A 15,233-nucleotide genomic window follows, 5' to 3' on the forward strand; every position below is an offset into this window, starting at 1 on the left:
CGCTTTCGTCTGAGCAGATCGACGCATGATCGGACGTGAAATTGTCGAAAAGCGACGCGTGCCCGATGCGAATTGGCGCAACGCGCGACGCGATCCGCGCTGCGCTGCTGCGCACAAGTCCGACGCGCGATGCCCGTCGTTGCTGGCCGTGCGCGTATTGCGCCGCCGCAATCGGGTGCCTCCGCGTGCCGCGGCCCGCCCGGCGGGGCTGGCAGCCGTGTCGTATTTGCGCAAGCGTTTGTCGTAATTCGTCGGCAGGTCGGGGTTTTTTCTGGCAACTATGTAGGCACGCTAAGACAAGCGCGAGTCCCCGCTACACGAGGAGAAGGTTTCGATGGATGCCCCCAAGGTCGTGGTCGAAGGTCTGTGCAAGGTGTTTGGAAGCAACCCGCAGCAGGCGCTCGACATGCTCGCCGCCGGCGCGACGAAGGACGAGGTGCTCAAGCGCACCGGCCAGGTCGTCGGCGTGCACAACGTCTCCTTCGATGTGCAGGAAGGCGAAATTTTCGTGCTGATGGGCCTGTCCGGCTCCGGCAAGTCCACGCTGATCCGCCTCGTGAACCGGCTGGTCGATCCCAGCGCCGGCAAGGTGATGATCGACGGGCTCGACGTCGCGTCGGCGCGCCGCTCGGCGCTGACCGCGCTGCGCCGCAAGGACATGAGCATGGTGTTCCAGTCGTTCGCGCTGATGCCGCACCGCACCGTCGTGTCGAATGCCGCGTTCGGACTCGAAGTCGGGGGGATGGGCAAGAAGGAGCGCGAGCGCCGCGCGATGGAAGTGCTCGAGCAGGTCGGCCTTGCCCCGTTCTCGCACAAGCTGCCGTCCGAGCTGTCGGGCGGCATGCAGCAGCGCGTCGGCCTTGCCCGCGCGCTGGCCGTGAACCCGTCGCTGATGATCATGGACGAGGCGTTTTCCGCGCTCGATCCGCTCAAGCGCCGGGAAATGCAGGATGTGCTGCTGCAACTGCAGAAGGAACAACGCCGCACGATCATGTTCGTGTCGCACGATCTGGAAGAAGCGCTGCGCATCGGCAACCGCATCGCGATCATGGAGGGTGGCCGGCTCGTGCAGGTCGGCACGCCGCAGGACATCATCGCGAACCCGGCCGACGATTACGTGCGCGCGTTCTTCGACGGCATCGACACCAGCCGCTACCTGACCGCCGGCGACCTGATGCAGACGGGCGCCGTGCCGATCGTGTCGAAGTGCGATGCCGCGAACGTCGCGGCGACGCTGAACGGCAGTGCCGACTATGCGTTCGTGCTCGATGCGCAACGCAAGATCCGCGGCTTCGTCACGCGCGATGCGATCGGTCAGGCGACGCCGTCCGTGAGCCCGATCGAATCCATCCGGCGCGACGCGTCGCTCGAACATGTCGTCGCGCGTGTGGTCGCGAGCCCGAACGCACTGCCGGTCGTCGACGACGACGGCTGCTACTGCGGCTCGGTCGATCGTGCGCTCATCCTGAAGGCCATCACGCGTTCGCGAGGTTCCCATGTCTGAAATGATTCCGCTCGGTACCTGGGTCGACCAGTCCGTTCACTACCTGCTCGACCACGACGCCAAGACGTTCGACACGATCGGCCAGGCGATCGAAGGGCTCGCGGCATTCGTCGAGCACGGCCTGCAGGCGATCCCGATGTGGCTGATGATGGCCATCTTCATCGGCGTCGGGCTGTGGCGGGTGGGCTGGCGCTTCGCGCTGTTCACGACGCTGTCGCTGCTGCTGATCTTCGCGACGGGCTTCTGGGACCAGACGGTCATCACGCTCGGCCTCACGCTGTCGTCGACGATCATCAGCCTCGTGCTCGGCATCCCGCTCGGCATCTGGGCCGCGAAGAGCAAGTGGGTCGCCGCGATCGTGCGCCCGATCCTCGACCTGATGCAGACGATGCCAGCGTTCGTCTACCTGATTCCGGCCGCGATGCTGTTCGGTCTCGGTCGCGTGCCGGGGATCCTGTCGACGGTGATCTTCGCGATGCCGCCGGCGGTGCGCCTGACGAGCCTCGGGATCCGCCACGTGAACCGCGAGATCGTCGAAGCCGGTCAGGCCTTCGGCTGCACGCCGTGGCAGCTGCTGTACAAGGTGCAGTTTCCGAATGCGCTGCCGTCGATCATGCAGGGCGTGAACCAGACGATCATGATGGCGCTGTCGATGGTGATCATCGCGTCGATGGTGGGTGCGGGCGGCCTCGGCAACGACGTGCTCGCCAGTATCCAGCGCCTCGACATCGGCCTCGGTTTCGAAAGCGGTCTGTCGGTCGTGCTGCTCGCGATCATTCTCGACCGCATCACCGAAAGCTTCGGCCGTGCGCCGGGCACCGTGAAGGCGCCGCTGTTCTCGGGTCTCAAGCAGCTGTTTCGCGTGAAGGCCTCGCCCGCGCAGGCTTGACCTCCGGCGGCCGGAACCCTCCGGCCGCTCATCCTGAACATAGATGATGGCCTCCGCGGTTTCGGCCGCGGGGCTGGCCCCCTGCAACCTCCTCGACAGGAGACCGATGTGACGTCCGCCGTCGCTGTCGCGCCCGCAGCCTGCGTTTCACCGGTTTCATCGCTCGCCCATTTCGGCTTCCTGACGCTGCCGAACTTTTCGATGATCGCGTTCTCGAGCGCCGTCGAAGTGCTTCGGATGGCGAACTACGTCGGGCGCGCCGATCACTACCAGTGGTCGATCTATTCGCTCGACGGCAGCCCGGTTCACGCCAGCAACGGCATCGCGGTACGGCCCACGCAGGCGCTCGACTACACGAACCTGCCCGACGTGATGATCGTGTGCGGCGGCATCCGCATCCGCGACGTGGTCGACGAAGGCGCGCGCGATACGCTCGCGGCGCTCGCCGAACGTGGCCTGCCGCTCGGCGGCATCTGCACGGGCGCGTATGCGCTGATGTCGAGCGGGCTGCTCGACGGGTATCGCTGCACCGTCCACTGGGAGAACCTGTCCGCGCTGCATGCCGAGTTTCCGCAAGTGGGTTTCGCCGACGAACTGTTCGTCGTCGATCGCGACCGGCTGACCTGCACCGGCGGCACCGCGCCGCTCGACCTGATGCTGAACCTCGTCGGGATGCGCTTCGGCCAGCAGCTGGCCGCGCAGGTATCCGAACAGTTCATCCTGGAGCGCATCCGCAGCTCGACCGACACGCAGCCGATTCCGGTCGATGCACGCGTCGGCTTCTCGCGCGCGGAGCTGATCGAGGTCGTTCGGCTGATGGAGGCGAATATCGAGGAGCCGCTGTCGCTCGAGGAGCTCGCGCGGCTCGTGCGGCTGTCGCAGCGGCACCTGCAGCGCATGTTCAAGGTGTACCTGAACGTGTCGCCGACCCACTATTACCTGACGCTGCGCCTGAAGCGCGCACGCGACCTGCTGCGTACGACCGACGCGTCGATCGCACGCGTGACGACGGTCTGCGGCTTTCATTCGCCGTGCCATTTCAGCAAGGCCTACCGTGCGCAGTTCGGCCACGCGCCGAGCTACGAGCGCCGGTTGCCGGGGCGCTGACCGAACCCATGGTCCGCGACGCCGCCGGGATCGCGGCGCGCGGCTTCAATAAACGATCCCGCATTCAAGCAAACGACATCACTTTGAGGAGAAGCAAGATGAAGCGCCTATTGATCGCAGCGGTGTGCGGGATCGGGATAACCGCGCCGATGTCGGCCGTGTATGCGGCCGATCCGCCCGTGTGCAAGAACGTGCGCTTCGCGGACGTCGGCTGGTCCGACATCGCGGCGACCACGGGCCTCGCGTCGACGATGCTGCAGGGGCTTGGCTACAGCCCGACGAAGACGATCGCGTCGGTGCCGATCACGTTCGCCGGCATCAAGAGCAAGCAGATCGACGTGTTCCTCGGCTACTGGTCGCCGACGATGGACCCGATCATCCAGCCGTTCACGAAGGCCGGCCAGATCAAGGTGCTGTCGACGCCGAACCTGACCGGCGCGAAATACACGCTCGCAGTGCCCGACTACGTGTACCAGGGCGGCCTGAAGTCGTTCGCGGACATTCAAAAGTACGCGGACAAGCTGAACGGCAAGATCTACGGGATCGAACCGGGTAACGACGGCAACCTGCTGATCAAGAAGATGATCGACGGCAACCAGTTCGGCCTCGGCAAGTTCAAGATGGTCGAGTCGAGCGAGGCCGGGATGCTGGTCGAGGTGAATCGCGCGATCCGCGACAAGCAGTGGATCGTGTTCCTCGGGTGGGAGCCGCATCCGATGAACGTGCAGATGAAGATCGACTACCTGAGCGGCGGCGACGACGTGTTCGGCCCGAACTACGGCGAAGCGAAGGTGCTGACGGCGACGCCGCCCGACTACGCGCAGCGCTGCCCGAACGTCGCGAAGTTCGTGTCGAACCTGCAGTTCACGACGACGATCGAGAACCACGTGATGGTGCCGATCATGAACAAGGAAGACCCGAACAAGGCGGCGGCCGAGTGGCTGAAGGCGAATCCGCAGGCGCTCGACAAGTGGCTCGCGGGCGTGACGACGCTCGACGGCAAGCCGGGCCTGCCGGCGGTGAAGGCCTATCTCGGCGTGCATTGAGCGAGGTGCGCGGGGCCTCGCGCTCCTGACCGAGGCCCGGCGTGCGGTCGAGCCGGCGGAAGCAGGGTACACATCCTGCTGCCGCCGGCTTTTTGCATTCGGCTTCATGCGCGGCCCGACCGTGAGCGGTCGATGCGCTAGACTGCCCGATTCCGATCGAGGAGGCGGTCATGATACGCAGTGCGCTTGAGGTATCCGGATGGCGGCAGGTGGCCGGCAGGCGGCCGAGGCCGAACGGCGCGTCGGCTTGTCGCGACGCAGGCTGCAGCCGGACGATGCCGCACTACGGCCATTCACGCGCATGAAGCGCATCGAGCACGTGGTGCTGGCCGCCGATCTCGCGGGCACGGCGGTATTCGCAATCGAGGGCGCCAATGCGGCGATCGGTGCCGGACTCGACCTGTTCGGGGTCATGGTGCTGTCGCTCGTCGTCGCGCTCGGCGGCGGCGTGATCCGCGATCTGCTGATCGGCGCACGGCCGCCGAGCGCCGTGAGCGACTGGCGCTATCCGGCGCTCGCATTCGCGTCAGGGCTGTTCGCGTTCGTGTTTCATGAGCGGGTCGCCGCGTTTTCTCCATCGCTGGTCACGACGCTCGATGCAGCAGGCCTTGCGTTGTTCGCGGTCGCGGGCGCGGTGAAGGCGCTCGAATTCCGGGTTCATCCGTTCATTGCGACGCTGATGGGCGCCGTGACCGGTTGCGGCGGCGGTGTCGTGCGCGACGTGCTGCTCGCGCGGATACCGGTCGTGCTGGTCACGGACATTTATGCGAGCGCGGCGCTGCTTGGCGCGGTCGTCGTCGTGTCGTGCCGGCGGCTCGGTTGTCCGCCGGTCGTCGCAGCCGTGCTCGGCGGCATCGCCTGCTTTGCGCTGCGGATGGCGGCCGTGCGCTTCGGCTGGCAGTTGCCGAAGATCGTGGGCGGGGCGTAAACGGCACTTCCAGCACACTTCACGGAGCCGCAGCCGCTTGCCGCGCGGAAAAGGATAGGACAGAATCGCGCCGACTGATCCGGACCGGACGTTCGTTTCGCGCAGCGCAATGGATCGCAATCGGGTACGCCTATGCCGCCTCTCGTCGAAGCAATCCTGGGTTGGGCCATAGTCGCGCTGGGCGCACTGGGCTTGATCTGCATGATGATCTGGCCGCTGACGCCGGACCGGTGGGTGTTCGAGGCCGGCTATGCGTGCGTGCCCGACGGCCGGGACCTGATCCTGTCGCCGCGGCGCATGCGCATGGGTCACTTCGTGTGGTGGTCGTTCGGCTTCGGGCTGAGTGCGTTGGGACTGGCCTGCATGATGGTCGTACCGCTGCTTGCCGGGAGCGTCACCCGTGACGAATTGCATGCGTGGTACGCATGGCTCGGGCTTGGCGTTTTCGGTGTGTTCGTCGCCGGCGCGGGCGTGCTGCTGATCTGGATCGGCCGCAAGCTGATGCGCGCGCGCTGGTTTGCCGGTCCGCTGCGCGAAGCGCATTTTTGCTGGCGCGACGACGAACGCTGGATCGATATTCGCACCACGCGGCTGCTGCGCAAGCCGGTGCTGAGTAGCTACGCGTGCCGCGATCTGGAGCACCTGCTGGTCGGTGGCCGGAAAAGTATCGACGGCGCGGTCGTGGGCGGATCGCGGGTGAAGATCCAGAGCGACCTGGCGCAGCTCGTGCTCGTGTTTCGTAGCCGTCAGCCGATCGACCTGATGGGGCGGATCAACGACGGCGAGCAGGCGCGCCGCATGGCCGGCATGATCGGCGCCTGGTGCGGTGTCGACGTGCAGCGGGTCGATGGTTTGCCTGGCGTGACGCCGTTCAACTTCGACCGGATCTGACTTTGCCCGCCTCGCGGGGGGAGTACCTCGCACCCGCCTCACGACCCCTTCGTCGCCGCCGGCACGTCGAACACCCGATCGAACGCCCACTGGAACACGAACGCGTAGCAGAAGAAGAACGCGAACAGCCCGATGTCGACGACGAACGCGTCGAGCCACGAGATGTCGAGCCACCCCGCCACGACCGGCACCAGGATGAAGATCAGCCCGCCTTCGAATCCGGTCGCGTGGAGGATCCGCCGCCCGAGCGTGCGTGTCGGCTGACGACGCGACGCTTCCCAGCGCTCGAACAGCGCGTTGAAGATCATGTTCCACAGCATCGCGATCGCCGACATCGTCGCCGACAGCGCGCCCGAATAGACGAGGTCCTGCTTGAAGATCGCCGCGATCACGGGCGAGATGCAGGAAATCGCGATCGCTTCGTAGAGCACCGCCTGCGCGATCCTGCGCGGTAGGCCTTGCACGTTGTTGCTCCGGTTCGACACGACGCGCCGCGGCACCGTGCCGCGACGTTCCGCAAGGCTATCCGCGTTGCATGCGCGCTTCAATTCACCTAATCTCACCCGGATTCAATTGAATTCAACCCGGCCCGATCCGGCCCGCGAGGCCCCGTGTTCTCGAAAATCCCCCTGACCGCATTGCGTGTATTCGAGTCGTCGGCGCGGCTCGGCGCGTTCAAGGCTGCCGCGGACGAACTGTCCGTGACGCCGGCCGCCGTGTCGCATCAGATCAAGTCGCTCGAAAGCCGGCTCGGCGTGCTGCTGTTCGAGCGCGGCGCGAGCGGCGTGCGGCTCACGGAAGAAGGCGAACGCCTGTTTCGTGCGAGTCACGACGCCTTGCTCGCATTGAGCCGCGGGCTCGACGCGGTGCGGCCCGGGGCGGCCGGCGAGCGCACGCTCGTGCTGACCACCACGCCCGCGTTCGCCGCGATGTGGCTGATTCCGCGCCTCGGGCGGTTTCGTCGGGTCGATCCGCAACTGCACATCAAGGTGGAAACCGGCAACACGCTCGTGGATCTCGAACGCGATGCGCGGATCGATCTTGCGATTCGCGCGACGTCGCGCACGTTTCCGGCGCTGCACGAGATTGCGCTGATCGACGAGTATTTCGGCGCGTATGCGGCCGCCGGGTTCGACGCGCATCGCACGGACGAGCCGCTCGACCTGATCGAGACCGTGTGGGATACGCCGCTGCCGGTGTCGGTCGACTGGGTGTCGTGGTGTCGCGCGGCCGGTCGCGAAGCGTGGCTCGAGCGCGCGGTGTTTCGTCATTACGACGACGAGCATTACGCGTTGCAAGCGGTGCTGCACGGGCAGGGCATCGCGTTGCTCAGTTCGGTGCTCGCTGCCGAGCATGTCGCGCATGGGGCGCTGATGCCGATCGAGCCTTCGGTGCGGATCGACGGCGCGCGTTTTGTCGCGCTGTGCCGGCCCGGGCGGGAGCGGGAGCCGCAGGTCAGGTCGTTTCTCGACTGGCTCGAGGCGGAGATTGCGCAGACGCGGGAGGCGGTGGGGCGGATGGGGGGCTGGCGTTGAGCAAGGCCGGATGCGAACCGACCCGCTCCCCCACCATCACCCGAACCTGACGCAATAGACCGGCGGCAAATGCGCAGACACCAGTTGCCAGTTTTCACCGCCGTCGCCGGACGTCCATAACCCGCCAGTCGTCGATCCCATCGCGAGGCGCGAGCCCGTGTCATCGATCGCGAGCCCGTGCCGATACACGAGGTCGTACGCCGGTGCACTCGGCAGCCCGTTCGAGAATTGCTCGAAACTGCGCCCGCCGTCGCGTGTGCGCGTGACGACGAACCGGCCGTTCACCGGAATCCGGCACGCGTCCTTCACAGCCGGTACGAACCACGCGGTATCCGGTTCGTGCGGATGCACGGCTACCGCGAAGCCGAAGCTCGAAGGCTGCGCCTCGATGCGCCGCCAGTGTTCGGCACCGTCGGTCGAGCGGAAGATCGCGCAGTGATGCTGCGTCCACACCACGTCCGGGTTAGCCGCGCACTGCACGACGCGATGCGGGTCTTGCGCGTTGGGCTCGCCGCGTCGTTCGGGCGGCATGTAATCGGCTTCCATGCCGTCCGCGGTCACGCGCCACGTCGCGCCGCCGTCGGCGGTCTGCCACACGCCGCCGCACGAGATGCCGATCGTCACGTGCCGGCTGTCGCGCGGATCGACCATTATCGAATGGATGCCCGGCGCGTCGTATCCGCCGCCGCCCCATTCGGCGCGCTCCGGGCGATCCCACAGTGCCCGGTTGAGCACCCACGAACCGCCGCCGTCGTCGGAGCGGAACAACCCGCCGGGAATCGTGCCGGCCCACAGCACGCCCGGCTCGTCGGCGCCGCCGGCTTCGAGCGACCAGATCTGCTGGAGCGTCCACGGCGGCTGCGGCGGGCCGGGTGGCACGTCGTCCGCGTCGCCGGTGCCGGCATTCACGCTGGCGCTGGCGGGTGGGGCTTCGGCGGGCTGCGGCGGATAGACGGGAACCGCGCATTCTTCCCAGTCGGCGGCGCCTGCGCGCCTGCGGTGCAGCTTGACGCCGAAATGGCCGAGGTTCAGCGCGGCATACAGCGTGCCGTCGCGCGGGTCGGCGAGCGCCATGCTGACCGGCTCGCCGGCGAAGTGCGGTTCACCGAGCGTCCACCCGCCGTGGCCGTCGGCCTGCAGGACGAACAGGCCCTTGCGGGTGGCGACGAGCAGTCGATCGTTCATGTGAGAAATCTCCTGATGGCCCGGCCTGACGTTGGGGGCCGCGGTCGGTGCTGGTGCATACGTCCCCTTATCCGCCGGTCAATGCTTGCACGACATAGACCCGGCTGGCGTCGCCGAGCACATCGGACAGGTGTTGCCGGTCGCGGATCGGTTGGCCGTCGATGAATACCGACAGGTGTTTGCGCAGCGCACCCTGGTCGTCGAGGATGTAGCCGCGCAGTCGCGGCTGCTCGCCGAAAACGGTGTCGAATGCTTCGCCGACCGAGTGGGCGTCGACTTCGCGCTCGGGCGTTTCGATATGCCGCTGGATCGAGGCGGCGAAGAAGAGGTGCGCCATGGCGGTGGCTGGCAGGAGCCGCGCTGTAGGGACGGTCTGTAGTTTAGGCGATCCGGCGGGGGCGGAAAGCCGGCATCGCGTAGTCGCGGTGCGCCGGCGTGTCCGATTCGTCCCGGTCGACACGTCGCTGCGCGATCTCGTGCTGGTGCAGAACACGATCTTCCTGCGACAGGACGGGCACGAGGACCCTGACGGTATCGCGCTCGCGCTGGTCGACGTCGTGGGCGTACACGACTGGACGCCGGATGAAGCCCGCGCGCAAGGCAAGCAGTGGTGTGCCGGATACGTGTGCTGGGAATTGACGAACGTTCGGGCGATCGATCCGCCGTTCCCGTGTGTCGCCAGGCGCGGCATCTACGCGTTGGATGAAGATGCCGGAAAGGTGTCCTGATGATTGCGCCTGCATCCGGCATGCGCTGAGCGCCTTCCCGACACAAGAGAGGGCAGTCGCGAAACGATGGGTCGCCCGGCGCATGCCGGTTACGTGCGCTAAACCGGAATCGACCGCCCGCGCATCCTGATCCCGATCCGCACGACGCCGATCACCGCATTCGACAGCCACGTGAGCAGGCGCGGCATCCCGCGCCGGCGGATATCGAGTAGCAGCACGATCCGCACAGCGTCGCTGTCGTTCCACACCTCGTGCATGAAGGTGTCGTCCCACAGCAGGAAGCGTCCTTCCTCGAGCCGGTATTCGCGGCCGTCGACCTTCAGCACGGCGGCCGGCGTGCCGTCCGCGCGCTTGGGCATCGACAGCACCAGATAGCCGCGCAGGATGCCGCGAAACGGCCCGCGATGCGGTGGAATGTGCTTGCCGGGTGCGAGGAACGACAGCGATGCGGACAGCACGTCCGGCGACGCCGCGACGATCGACGCGACGGTCGGGCAGCGCGACAGGTTGCGCGGAAACGGCTGGCCGTACGCCTGCATGATGAACATCCGCCAGTCGCGTGCATCGTTGGCCGAGATGTCGTACTGCTCGCGCATGATCTCGTGAAAGCGCGGGATGCGCGCCATGTCGCGCGCCACGGCGAATGCCTCTGCCTGGATGTCGGTCCATGCACGGACGAAACGCTCGGCGTCGGGAAACGCGGCCGTGTCGAGCACCGCGTCGCCGTCGATATGGCGGTCGAACAGCGTGCGCAGCAGGCCGGCTGCATAGTCGTAAGCGACGGACATGATCGATCGAAAGGCGATCCGTAAGGGGTGACGTCAGTCTGCCCGAAGCGCGGCGGGCGCTGCGTTACGTCAGGTTACGCCGGCTGACGAAAGAATGACAGTTGCATGAACGTCCATTTCAGGCACTCCCGGCGCGGGAGAAGCCGCGTGATCCGGGTTGCGCGACGCGCGGGAATAAACGCATGCGCTCCGTCGTCATACGGGTGTAGCACGTCGTCTCGTTGACTTCTCAAGGAGTGGAACATGGACACGCATGGGCTGGTGGCCGCCGCGGTGGCGGCGATTTCTCTCGCGGGTATCGCGACGCAAGCGTCGGCACAGGAACTGACGCGCGCGCAGGTCAGGCAGGAACTGATCGACGCCGAACACAACGGGCTGCGCTTCGTGACCGATACGTCGTATCCGGACGTGAGCCCGCTGTTCCAGCGGCAGGCCGAACAGATGCCGGCGCATCAGGCCAGCACGGCGGTCGGCAGCGATCCGGCCGCGTCATCCGGAGCGGGCAAGCCGGCGACGATGTCGTCGCGCCGGGGTTCTGCCGCATGCGTCGGCCCCGCGAGCTTCTGCACGGTCTATTTCGGAAGCTGACGCAACCGCCTGCGTTTGCAGGTCAGGCATTCGAGGGATTCGACACGGTTGATCGATACGGAACATTGAAGGAGTTCATGATGAAAACATATATCGCAGTCCTGACGATGATCGGCGCGATCGTCGCTCAGTCGGCCTTCGCGCAATCGGCCGCGCCGTTGACGCGTGCACAGGTTCGCGATGAATTGATGCGCCTGGAAGCGGCCGGGTACGACCCGGCGAAGGGAGACGACGGCGAGTATCCGGCGGACATCCAGGCGGCGGAAGCAAGGCTTGCCGAGCAGGACCGGGCCCGGATGGCGGCTGCCGCCGCGCACGCACCGGCCTCCGGTATGCCGGCGCAGACCAGCAACTAGGTGTCGACATGGTCTTGTGCGACTTCAGGCCGTCGTGTTCGCGACACGGCAGTACCGCAGCCCTTCGTGCCGCTCGACGCGGCAGAAGGGCGCCGGCCGCGCTGCCCGTCATCGCGCGCCGCTTTGCGCGGCGGCGCGATCATCTCATCGGCCGCGTGCGATGAGCGGCCGGCCGCGCATGCGATGAACCGGAACGAAGACGGTATCGGTATCGGCGGCAATCCGGCGCACGCGCGCGATGGCATGCGGTGCCGCCGGCATGACGATCACCAGGGCATCATGCGCTGCACGACCTGATCGCGCAGCACGAAGCGGTGCGCGAGCGCGGCTGCCACGTGCAGGCAGATGCCGACGAACAGTGCCCACGCGAGGATGCCGTGCACGTCGCCCATCGCGTGGCCGAATGAGGAGCCGGCCGCCGACAGCGCGGGCAACGGCACGATCCCGAGCAACGTCACGCTCCAGGCGCGCGACGACGCATTGATCCAGCCGAGCAGCGGCACCGCGATCAGCAGCGCGTAGAGCGCGAAATGCGTCGCGCCCGACAGTGCGCGCATCGCGGGCGGCAGGTCACTCGCGGGCGGGCGATGCGTCACGCGCCACAGCACGCGGCAAGCCATCGCGGCGAGCAGCGCGGTTCCCACCAGGAGGTGCGCGGCGATCAGGCCGATGGGCTGCGTGTCGCGATGCACGTCGGGCATCGTCCAGCCGATCGCATATTGCGCGACGACCAGCGCGACGATCAGCCAGTGAAGCAAGCGCGCAACGGTGTCATATCGGGCGGGCGTGGACATGGAGACTCCTGCGGACGACGGGGACGATATCGGTCGGGTGGATTCTACGTTCGCTTTCTTAACGAAACGTTAAGCAGGCGTCGCCACAATCGTTCTTCGCTGGACTGTCGCTGTTCCTGATCCTGACCCACGCGACCTTTCGAATCTTTCAGATCGATAGCGGTCGTCCGCACGGGAGATTCTTTCACCATGGCGTCTTCGACGATCGAGCGATGGCGTGCCCACCTGCTGATCGCCGCGCTGGCCGGCGTGTTCATCCAGTGTTTCATGCTGGTGTCGTTGCTTGCATGGCACGTACCCGAAGCATTTTTCACCACGATGACGTTTCGTATATGGGTCGCCATCGCGTTGGCCACCGCGATCCTTTCGGCCCGCAAGCTTGCCGACGTCGCGTTCCGCGCCGCGCTCGCCTGCGGCTACGTGCGCGTGACAGGAATCGATCACCGCACGGTAGTTGTGTCATCCAATTGCGCGTATCGTCGCTTGGTCGTCCTTCACATCCGGCTCCACGGGAATCGATACGGCGGCGTGCACGGGTGACCCTGCGTGCGCGCGGCGGCTCCCGGGTGTCGTGGTCGCACGGGTCACCACTGGGGAGAAGCATGGTTTTGCTGCATGTGCTGCGCGGGCTGGCCGGAGCAATGTCGATCGTCTGCGGGCTGGGCGTATTACTGGGCATTGCCTACACGATCACGGCCAGCGTGCTGGTCGGCCGGTTCTTTTCCCGGGCGGCGGCCGAGCCGCGCGATTATCCGGGCGTCACCGTCGCGAAGCCGCTGCACGGCGACGAGTGGCAACTCGTACAGCATCTCGAAAGCTTCTTCGTGCAGAATTATCCGGGGCCGGTCCAGCACCTGTTCGGCGTGCACGACGCGAATGACGAGGCGCTCGTGGCCGTCGAGACGCTGCGGGCGCGCTACCCCGACGCGAACATCAAGGTCGTCGCCGATGCGCGGCTCTACGGGCCGAACCGCAAGATCGCCAATCTCGTGAACATGCTCGAACACGCTGAGCATTCGGTGCTCTGTCTCGCCGACAGCGACGTGCTGGTCGAGCCCGATTATCTGCGCGCCGTCGTCGGCGCGCTGCAGCAGCCGGAGGTCGGCATCGTGACGAGCGTGTATCGCGGCATCGCGTCGCCCGGCTTCTGGCCCGGTGTCGCCGTCGCGATGACGAACTACCATTTCCTGCCGGGCGTGATTACCGGGCTCTTCATCGGGCGCGCACGGCCCTGCTTCGGCCAGACGATCGCGATCACGCGCGCGACGCTCGAGCGCATCGGCGGGCTCACGCGTTTCGCGCATCACCTGGCCGAGGATCATGCGCTGGGCGAGGCGGTGCGGCAGGTGGGCGCGCAGGTCGTCATCCCGCCGTTCGTCGTCGGGCATGCGTGCGTCGAGGAGACGTTCGCGAAGCTGTACGCACACGAATTGCGCTGGAGCTGCACGATCCGCGCGGCGGACCGGCTCGGTCACGCCGGCTCGGTGCTGATGCATCCGGTGCCGCTCGCGTTGCTGGCGCTGCTGTTCTCCGGCGGCACGGCCGTCGCGTGCGGGCTGGCGGTCGCGGCGCTGGCCGCGCGCTCGCTGCTGATGCTCAAAACGAGCCGGGCCACCGGCGCGGGCCTGCGCGGCGCGCTCTGGCTGCCGTTCGTCGATCTCCTGCAGTTCTTCGTGTTCGTGTCGAGCTTCTTCTCGTCGCATGTCGTGTGGCGCGGCACGCGTTTTCGCGTCGACCGGGAAGGCCTGCTGTCGCCCGCGAGCGAATCATGACGACCCGGACGAACCCCGCTGCCGATGCCGCGGAGCGTAACGCCGCGCGGGGCGACGCACGGCTGCGCCACGTGGGGCAGGTGGCGGCGCTGGGCGGGCTCGCGCTCGCCGTGTGGCTGATCTGGCGCGAGCATCCGCTCGACATCCTGCATCGCCTGCAGATCGCCGGCGCGGGGCTGTTGCTCGCGGCGCTGGCGCACATCCTGCCGATGCTCGCGAATGCGTGGGACTGGCGGATGCTGATCCGCGGCCCGCGCCGGCCGTCGTTCGCGACGATGCTGAAGCTCGTGTGGATCCGCGAATCGATCAACGGGTTGTTGCCGGTCGCGCGGATCGGCGGCGAGATCGTGTCGTTCGGCTTGCTGCGGCAGGCGGGTGTGCGGCCGGCGACCGTCGTCGCCAGCCTCGTCGCCGACATGCAGCTGACGCTGATCAGCCAGCTGGTGTTCGCGCTGGTCGCGATCGGGTACGTGCTCGAGCACGTGTCGTCCGACGCCGCGCGCGTGGCCGGCAACCTCGCGATCGCCATGGCCGCGCTGGTACCGGTGCTGCTGCTGTTCGCGCTGGTGCAGCATGCGCGGCCGTTCGAACGTGCGATGCGCGTGCTCAACCGCGTCACGAGCGGCAAGGTGGTGGCGCTGGTCGGCGAATCGGCGCGCACCGATCAGTCGATCCGGATGATCTGGAGAAAGACCGGCATCGTCGTGCGTTATCTCGTGATCTGGCAGACGCTCCAGTTCGTCGGCTATGCGCTGGAAATCTGGCTCGCGCTGTATTTTCTCGGCGCGGAGCCGACGTTCGCGCAGGCGCTCGCGATCGAGGCGCTGATCCAGCTCGTGAGCAGCATCGCGTTCCTGATGCCGGGCGGGCTCGGCGTGCAGGAGGGCGGGTTCGTGCTGATCGGCGGGCTGCTCGGGTTCGACCCGCCGACCTGTCTCGCGCTGGCCGGCGCCCGCCGCGTGCGCGACCTGCTGTTCTATCTGCCGGGCCTGCTGGCATGGCAGTGGGCGGCCGGTTCGGCGAACCGGCCGGGCGGAACGAAAAACGCGCCGTTGCCCATCGGGGAGTCGGCCCGGTCGCGTTGATGTGACCGGGCAACCCCTGCCCGCCACGCGCGGCGGG

Annotated in this window: 18 protein-coding genes and 1 pseudogene; 14 read left to right on the plus strand and 5 right to left on the minus strand. The window is 67.0% G+C overall.

All coding sequences use genetic code 11. The annotated features are described in order from the left end of the window. Window positions 1-215 precede the first annotated feature (215 nt). From CFB47_RS20465 to CFB47_RS20490, 6 genes and pseudogenes are all read left to right on the plus strand, one after another. Window positions 216-1,504 (plus strand): annotated as a pseudogene (locus CFB47_RS20465) (glycine betaine/L-proline ABC transporter ATP-binding protein); the annotation flags it as partial. Beyond that, complete coding sequence (gene choW / locus CFB47_RS20470; protein WP_089441685.1) at window positions 1,497-2,393, plus strand: choline ABC transporter permease subunit; 897 nt, start codon at window positions 1,497-1,499, stop codon at window positions 2,391-2,393. The pseudogene CFB47_RS20465 and the gene choW, both read left to right, overlap by 8 nt. 108 nt (window positions 2,394-2,501) lie before the next feature. Then, a complete protein-coding gene (locus tag CFB47_RS20475) occupies window positions 2,502-3,500 on the plus strand; it encodes a GlxA family transcriptional regulator (RefSeq protein WP_011354068.1) in 999 nt (332 codons plus the stop codon). Window positions 3,501-3,598: 98 nt separating this feature from the next. Next, window positions 3,599-4,546 carry a choline ABC transporter substrate-binding protein gene (locus tag CFB47_RS20480; RefSeq protein WP_089441687.1) on the plus strand — a complete coding sequence of 316 codons (948 nt, stop codon included), beginning with the start codon at window positions 3,599-3,601 and terminating at the stop codon, window positions 4,544-4,546. A 199-nt stretch (window positions 4,547-4,745) separates the two neighbouring features. Further along, complete coding sequence (locus CFB47_RS20485; RefSeq protein ID WP_373453150.1) at window positions 4,746-5,474, plus strand: trimeric intracellular cation channel family protein; 729 nt, start codon at window positions 4,746-4,748, stop codon at window positions 5,472-5,474. Window positions 5,475-5,606: 132 nt separating this feature from the next. Continuing rightward, a complete protein-coding gene (locus tag CFB47_RS20490; RefSeq protein ID WP_143330848.1) occupies window positions 5,607-6,365 on the plus strand; it encodes a hypothetical protein in 759 nt (252 codons plus the stop codon). A 38-nt stretch (window positions 6,366-6,403) separates the two neighbouring features. Here CFB47_RS20490 and CFB47_RS20495 read toward each other — a convergent pair whose 3' ends face one another. Continuing rightward, a complete protein-coding gene (locus tag CFB47_RS20495; RefSeq protein ID WP_089463494.1) occupies window positions 6,404-6,829 on the minus strand; it encodes a PACE efflux transporter in 426 nt (141 codons plus the stop codon). A 147-nt stretch (window positions 6,830-6,976) separates the two neighbouring features. Between CFB47_RS20495 and CFB47_RS20500 the strand changes: the two genes are divergently transcribed. Beyond that, window positions 6,977-7,900, plus strand: a complete 924-nt coding sequence (locus CFB47_RS20500; RefSeq protein WP_089462099.1) for a LysR substrate-binding domain-containing protein — start codon at window positions 6,977-6,979, stop codon at window positions 7,898-7,900. A gap of 36 nt (window positions 7,901-7,936) precedes the next feature. On the opposite strand, the gene CFB47_RS20505 is transcribed toward CFB47_RS20500, so the two are convergent. Beyond that, window positions 7,937-9,085, minus strand: coding sequence for a sialidase (locus CFB47_RS20505; protein ID WP_089462100.1), 1,149 nt, complete (start codon window positions 9,083-9,085; stop codon window positions 7,937-7,939). A gap of 67 nt (window positions 9,086-9,152) precedes the next feature. Continuing rightward, entirely contained in the window at window positions 9,153-9,422 is a 270-nt protein-coding gene (locus CFB47_RS20510; RefSeq protein WP_089441691.1) for a MoaD/ThiS family protein, read from the minus strand. On the opposite strand from CFB47_RS20510, the gene CFB47_RS20515 reads away from it, so the two are divergent. Then, window positions 9,421-9,813, plus strand: a complete 393-nt coding sequence (locus tag CFB47_RS20515; RefSeq protein WP_256946724.1) for an ASCH domain-containing protein — start codon at window positions 9,421-9,423, stop codon at window positions 9,811-9,813. The genes CFB47_RS20510 and CFB47_RS20515 overlap by 2 nt on opposite strands. Before the next feature lie 98 nt (window positions 9,814-9,911). Here CFB47_RS20515 and CFB47_RS20520 read toward each other — a convergent pair whose 3' ends face one another. Then, entirely contained in the window at window positions 9,912-10,601 is a 690-nt protein-coding gene (locus CFB47_RS20520; RefSeq protein ID WP_089462101.1) for an aspartyl/asparaginyl beta-hydroxylase domain-containing protein, read from the minus strand. 243 nt (window positions 10,602-10,844) lie between these two features. Between CFB47_RS20520 and CFB47_RS20525 the strand changes: the two genes are divergently transcribed. The 3 genes from CFB47_RS20525 (at window position 10,845) to CFB47_RS40560 (ending at window position 11,842) form a co-directional block, all read left to right on the plus strand. Further along, the gene (locus CFB47_RS20525; protein ID WP_089462102.1) at window positions 10,845-11,189 is read left to right on the plus strand and encodes a DUF4148 domain-containing protein; all 345 of its coding nucleotides are present in this window, start codon (window positions 10,845-10,847) and stop codon (window positions 11,187-11,189) included. A gap of 80 nt (window positions 11,190-11,269) precedes the next feature. After that, window positions 11,270-11,545 (plus strand): DUF4148 domain-containing protein, encoded by a 276-nt coding sequence (locus CFB47_RS20530; RefSeq protein WP_089463495.1) that lies wholly within the window; start codon window positions 11,270-11,272, stop codon window positions 11,543-11,545. A 66-nt stretch (window positions 11,546-11,611) separates the two neighbouring features. After that, window positions 11,612-11,842: a hypothetical protein gene (locus CFB47_RS40560; protein ID WP_105749932.1), complete on the plus strand. Its 231-nt coding sequence runs from the start codon at window positions 11,612-11,614 to the stop codon at window positions 11,840-11,842. On the opposite strand, the gene CFB47_RS20535 is transcribed toward CFB47_RS40560, so the two are convergent. Next, window positions 11,812-12,339 (minus strand): cytochrome b, encoded by a 528-nt coding sequence (locus CFB47_RS20535; protein ID WP_089462103.1) that lies wholly within the window; start codon window positions 12,337-12,339, stop codon window positions 11,812-11,814. The genes CFB47_RS40560 and CFB47_RS20535 overlap by 31 nt on opposite strands. Before the next feature lie 189 nt (window positions 12,340-12,528). Here CFB47_RS20535 and CFB47_RS20540 point away from each other — a divergent pair, with 189 nt between their 5' ends. From CFB47_RS20540 to CFB47_RS20550, 3 genes are all read left to right on the plus strand, one after another. Continuing rightward, window positions 12,529-12,879, plus strand: coding sequence for a hypothetical protein (locus CFB47_RS20540; protein ID WP_089462104.1), 351 nt, complete (start codon window positions 12,529-12,531; stop codon window positions 12,877-12,879). A gap of 62 nt (window positions 12,880-12,941) precedes the next feature. Further along, window positions 12,942-14,111, plus strand: a complete 1,170-nt coding sequence (gene hpnI, locus CFB47_RS20545) for a bacteriohopanetetrol glucosamine biosynthesis glycosyltransferase HpnI (RefSeq protein ID WP_089458822.1) — start codon at window positions 12,942-12,944, stop codon at window positions 14,109-14,111. After that, complete coding sequence (locus CFB47_RS20550; protein ID WP_089441699.1) at window positions 14,108-15,196, plus strand: lysylphosphatidylglycerol synthase domain-containing protein; 1,089 nt, start codon at window positions 14,108-14,110, stop codon at window positions 15,194-15,196. Before hpnI ends, CFB47_RS20550 begins: the two co-directional genes overlap by 4 nt. Window positions 15,197-15,233: the final 37 nt, after the last annotated feature.

Source organism: Burkholderia sp. AU27893 (assembly GCF_002223205.1).
Taxonomy (GTDB): Bacteria; Pseudomonadota; Gammaproteobacteria; order Burkholderiales; family Burkholderiaceae; genus Burkholderia.

Excerpts from the sequence above, each read along its gene's own strand:
- CFB47_RS20515 (WP_256946724.1), top strand. The coding sequence starts at position 9,421 with ATGGCGGTGGCTGGCAGGAGCCGCGCTGTAGGGACGGTCTGTAGTTTA.
- hpnI (WP_089458822.1), top strand. The coding sequence starts at position 12,942 with ATGGTTTTGCTGCATGTGCTGCGCGGGCTGGCCGGAGCAATGTCGATC.
- choW (WP_089441685.1), top strand. The coding sequence starts at position 1,497 with ATGTCTGAAATGATTCCGCTCGGTACCTGGGTCGACCAGTCCGTTCAC.
- CFB47_RS20480 (WP_089441687.1), top strand. The coding sequence starts at position 3,599 with ATGAAGCGCCTATTGATCGCAGCGGTGTGCGGGATCGGGATAACCGCG.
- CFB47_RS20490 (WP_143330848.1), top strand. The coding sequence starts at position 5,607 with ATGCCGCCTCTCGTCGAAGCAATCCTGGGTTGGGCCATAGTCGCGCTG.
- CFB47_RS20510 (WP_089441691.1), bottom strand. The coding sequence starts at position 9,422 with ATGGCGCACCTCTTCTTCGCCGCCTCGATCCAGCGGCATATCGAAACG.
- CFB47_RS20530 (WP_089463495.1), top strand. The coding sequence starts at position 11,270 with ATGAAAACATATATCGCAGTCCTGACGATGATCGGCGCGATCGTCGCT.
- CFB47_RS20550 (WP_089441699.1), top strand. The coding sequence starts at position 14,108 with ATGACGACCCGGACGAACCCCGCTGCCGATGCCGCGGAGCGTAACGCC.
- CFB47_RS20535 (WP_089462103.1), bottom strand. The coding sequence starts at position 12,339 with ATGTCCACGCCCGCCCGATATGACACCGTTGCGCGCTTGCTTCACTGG.
- CFB47_RS20525 (WP_089462102.1), top strand. The coding sequence starts at position 10,845 with ATGGACACGCATGGGCTGGTGGCCGCCGCGGTGGCGGCGATTTCTCTC.
- CFB47_RS20520 (WP_089462101.1), bottom strand. The coding sequence starts at position 10,601 with ATGTCCGTCGCTTACGACTATGCAGCCGGCCTGCTGCGCACGCTGTTC.
- CFB47_RS20505 (WP_089462100.1), bottom strand. The coding sequence starts at position 9,085 with ATGAACGATCGACTGCTCGTCGCCACCCGCAAGGGCCTGTTCGTCCTG.
- CFB47_RS20485 (WP_373453150.1), top strand. The coding sequence starts at position 4,746 with ATGGCGGCAGGTGGCCGGCAGGCGGCCGAGGCCGAACGGCGCGTCGGC.
- CFB47_RS20540 (WP_089462104.1), top strand. The coding sequence starts at position 12,529 with ATGGCGTCTTCGACGATCGAGCGATGGCGTGCCCACCTGCTGATCGCC.